This is a genomic window from Brevundimonas sp. (assembly GCF_044239655.1).
In the GTDB taxonomy this organism is placed as follows: Bacteria; Pseudomonadota; Alphaproteobacteria; order Caulobacterales; family Caulobacteraceae; genus Brevundimonas.
In genome coordinates this window covers 1-3,826 of the sequence record NZ_JBIIAY010000185.1, presented here as the reverse complement: position 1 = coordinate 3,826, position 3,826 = coordinate 1, and the positions used below count along the sequence as shown (strand labels likewise).

Genomic DNA, 3,826 nt, shown 5'->3' with positions numbered 1-3,826 from the left:
TTGGGGGGGCCCCGCACCCCCGCCCCCACCCCACGACCCTGCTCCCGTCGATCCTTGCTTCCAAAAAAAAATGGCCCCGCAAGACCAGAGGTCTCGCAGAGCCAAGTGGGAGGGTTGGGCCGCCTGGTCGGGGAAGCCGACCAGGCGTGGTGGTCAGAAGCGTCCCCGAACTCCGATGACAAACTGCCGGCCAGCCGCGTTGGCGCTGTAGGGCAGAGAGTCATCGTCGTTGATGTAGAAGAGCTGCTCGTCCTCGAGCAGATTCTGCGCTTCGAGCGACACGGTGATGTTGCGCGGAAGACGGTAGGTGAGAGAGGCGTCAAGCGTCTTGCTGCCTCGGCGGTAGGTGTCGCCCGGGAAGTTGTTTTGCGGGCCCAGCGACGAGATATAGGTGTCGCGATAGTTGTACGACGCCCGAGCTGAGAACTGACCGCGTTCGTAGTAGACGGTGAAGTTGTAGGTGTTGGGCGAAAGACCGGTCACGCCCGAGCCGAGCGCACTGGTGCCCGGTCCGGACGCCGGAGCCCCTTCCGATTCCTGCTCGATGTGGGTGTAGTTGGCGTTGATCCCGAGCCCACGCGTGATGAAGTCCAGCGGGATGAGGGCCGTCAACTCAACACCGCGAAGCTTGACCAGTTCTGATGTGTTCTGCCGTTGGTCAAGATTGATGGTCGCAGCATTGATATCACCGCCGCCCAGCACGAGCAGGGCGTCCCGCTGGGCCGTGGTCAGACGGGTCGGATCCAGCCCGAGTTGGTCAAAGCGCGCGCGCGACCGGAGCACCTGGGTGAAGCCCGAGACCTCCTTGGTCCAAACGTTCAGGGCAAGCGTGGCCCGGCGATTGAAATAGTATTCCAGGCCCAGATCATAGTTGTTCGAGAAGAAGGGCTTCAGCGCCGGGTTGCCGCGCGTCAGGGTATCGGCACTGACGTTGAGGCTCTGTCCCGGAGCGAGGTCGCCCGGGGCCGGCCGGGTCATGGAACGGCTGGCTGCCATGCGGAACAGCAGCTTGTCGGTCAGGTCGATGGCTACGTTGAAGCTCGGCAGGTATTCCAGGTAGTCGTTGGTGAAATACTGGACGCCTCGCCCCAGGGTCGGATCGATCACGATGCCAGCGATTTCCTGATCGGTTTTGACGACATGGACGCCGGCGTTGTAGCGAACATCGCGTTCCCGGAACTGGGACTTGCCGTTCATTTCGATGTAGCCACCCCACGTGTCCTCATTGACGATGCGCGGGTTCAGCGTGTTCAGCCGCGTGACGGGGTCGATCTGGTTCTCGTAGTAGTCGATATTCAATGCTGCATCGAGAAGGGCGTAGTTCGGCAAGGCCCAGCCATTGTTGAAGCCGATGTCATATGAGGCATTCGTGTAGAGCTGCGGGTGTCTCCAAGGCGTCAGAAAGTTTCTTACCTGAGAATTAGGGATGACATTCAGCAATGTAGGATAGATCGAGGGATTTGCTGACGTGGGGCTACAGCCAGCACCTGTGTTCAGACACGAACTCGTATCCCAGGTCTGGATTTTGCGCTTGAACTGGTCGTAGCTGCCACCAACGGAAATCTTGAACTCGTCATCGCCGAAGTCGACGTTGAAGCGCGCGCCCGTCTGGCTGATATCCCGCGTCGAGGGTTGGATCCGCATCTCCTGCCACTCGTAGGCGGTGACCAGATTCGGGTCGAAGTTCAGCGTCAGACGAGGCATGGCCTGGCCTTCGACCAGATCATAGACGACCGAGTTGCCGCGCCCCAGCGGTGTGCGGAACAGATAGGTGTTCTGACTGCGTGTCCATTCGCTGGTGTTGTAGTTCACCTGGCCGTCGACCTTGATCCAGTCATTGACCTCCCACTCCATCCCCAGAGTGGTGCTGTATAGATCGCTGTCTTCCCGGTAGGGGCGGTTTTCCGACAGCAACTGGGCGTTGGCGAAGGTGGCGTGGGTCACCACGTTGCGGTCGTTGACCACGACGCCGATCGGGACGTTGTTGCTGGTGCTCCGAACCGCAAGGGACAGCGAGGTCCGCTCGAAATCGTTGCTTCCCTTGGCGGCGATGAAGTCCAGGTTAAAGCGGAGATTGTCCAGGGGACGCCATTCAGCGGTGACGATGGCAGATTGCCGGATCCGTTCACCGACAGTCTGCTCCGCCCTCACAAGGCGCGGGATCGCGGCATAGCTCAACGCCTGGCAGCTCAACCCCGAGGTTCCGCCGGTCGCACCGCCGCAAACCGTCAGGGGCGCGCCGTTGACGAGGCCGTAGCCGGTGCCGACTGGAACGGTCGTCGGAATGGTCGCGCCGCCGCCATAACCGAAGGTCGGGTTGGCAGAGGTTCCGAGGAAAGTCTGGGAGTTGCAGCCACGCGTGTTGACCGAGCAGCGGGTGCCGAGGTTGAAGGTCGTATAGCCCAGTGTGCCGAGCGACTCTGTGCGATACGAGCGAGAAGAATAGGCAAGGCCGCCGAGCAGTCCGAACTCGCCGAAGGGCGTGTCCCACGTATTGCTGGCGAAGAACCCGCCGCGGGGTGCCCATTCATCCGCGACCTCCTGGTAGGTGTTCTTGACCTGCCAGCTGAACTGCGGACCCGGACGATCGAACGGCCGCACGACCTTGAGGTCCACATTGCCGGCGATACCGCCCTCGATGTCGGACGCGCGGGGGGTCTTGCTGACGGTCAGTTGCTTGAACAGCTCGGTCGGGAAAAGGTCGAGATCCAGTCCTCGACCCTGGTTCAGCGCGTCGATGTTGCTGTCGGACGCGGTCTGGATGGGGGCACCATTCAGGGTCACGATGGTGAAGGCGCTGCCCAGTCCGCGGATGTTGACCGATGTTCCCTCACCGGAAACGTCTCGTTCGATCTGGACGCCGGGGACGCGCTGGAGCGCTTCGGCAAGGTTCTGGTCCGGGAATTTGCCGATGTCCTCGGCGAAGATCGAGTCGGTGAAGTTGACGTTGCGGCGCTTGTCTGCGGCCTGGCTCTGAAGGCTCGCGCGGTAGCCTGTGACAACCACATCCTCGACCGTCGCAGCCGAGGGATCGACCGGAGCCTGATCCGCTGGTGGCGCTGTCCGCTGAGGGGCCGGGGCCGTCGTTTGCGCCAGGGCGGGGCTTGCGAGACCCGCTAGAGCCGTTGCGGCAAAAAGTGTCGCTTTGGTGCGGACGGACCGCAGGATTCGATAGTTCATTCGTGTTCCCTCCCCAGGGCTATTTGTGTTCGGCGTGCCGTTTTCGTGGACGTGTCGGCTCGGTGGCCAACGCATCTTGGTAGCGCTCCCAAATGTCACTATGTCCGACAATTGCGATTGTCAATGCGGCCTGCTGCTATGGGGGCGAGTGAACGGACAAATTCCTGCTTGGCAGCGCTTGCCGCCGAACCTGGGGCAACTGCGCGCTTCCATAACGACGCCAATGAACAAGAGCGACGCGCGCCTGAAACGGCATGGAGAGACTTCAAGGTCAGTCGAAATGACTGGTCCGGCGGCGGGGGCGGGCCAGACTGAACTCGGTCCAAGGGCTTGGCCGGTCGAGGTGGTTTTGCCGGGCAGTCACGTTCACCAGGATCCTGACCCTGGCGGTGTCCGCATTGCGATGAATGGTCCTGCTATCGGATCAGGAAACGTTCAGCTGTCTTGACCGCCCCATCCCGCCGCAGGCCGACATAGGCGGCCGTCACCGCCGACCGGAACCTCGGATCGGCGACCAGCGTGGGCGAGAACACGGCCGACAGGCTGAGCAGGGCGTTGACCTTCGCCTCATCCGTATCCGCCCCAGCAAGTAATCGCGCCGTCTCGGCCGCCAGCGGATCCTGCACCACAAAGGCCGTCCCCGCCT

1 protein-coding gene and 1 pseudogene are annotated in these 3,826 nt (G+C 62.0%); both read right to left on the bottom strand.

Going from position 1 to position 3,826, the window contains the following annotated elements; all coding sequences use genetic code 11:
* Positions 1-153: 153 nt before the first annotated feature.
* Positions 154-3,180 (bottom strand): TonB-dependent receptor, encoded by a 3,027-nt coding sequence (locus ACILQR_RS15945; protein ID WP_395652351.1) that lies wholly within the window; start codon positions 3,178-3,180, stop codon positions 154-156.
* A 416-nt stretch (positions 3,181-3,596) separates the two neighbouring features.
* Positions 3,597-3,826, bottom strand: a pseudogene (locus ACILQR_RS15940) (hypothetical protein); the annotation flags it as partial.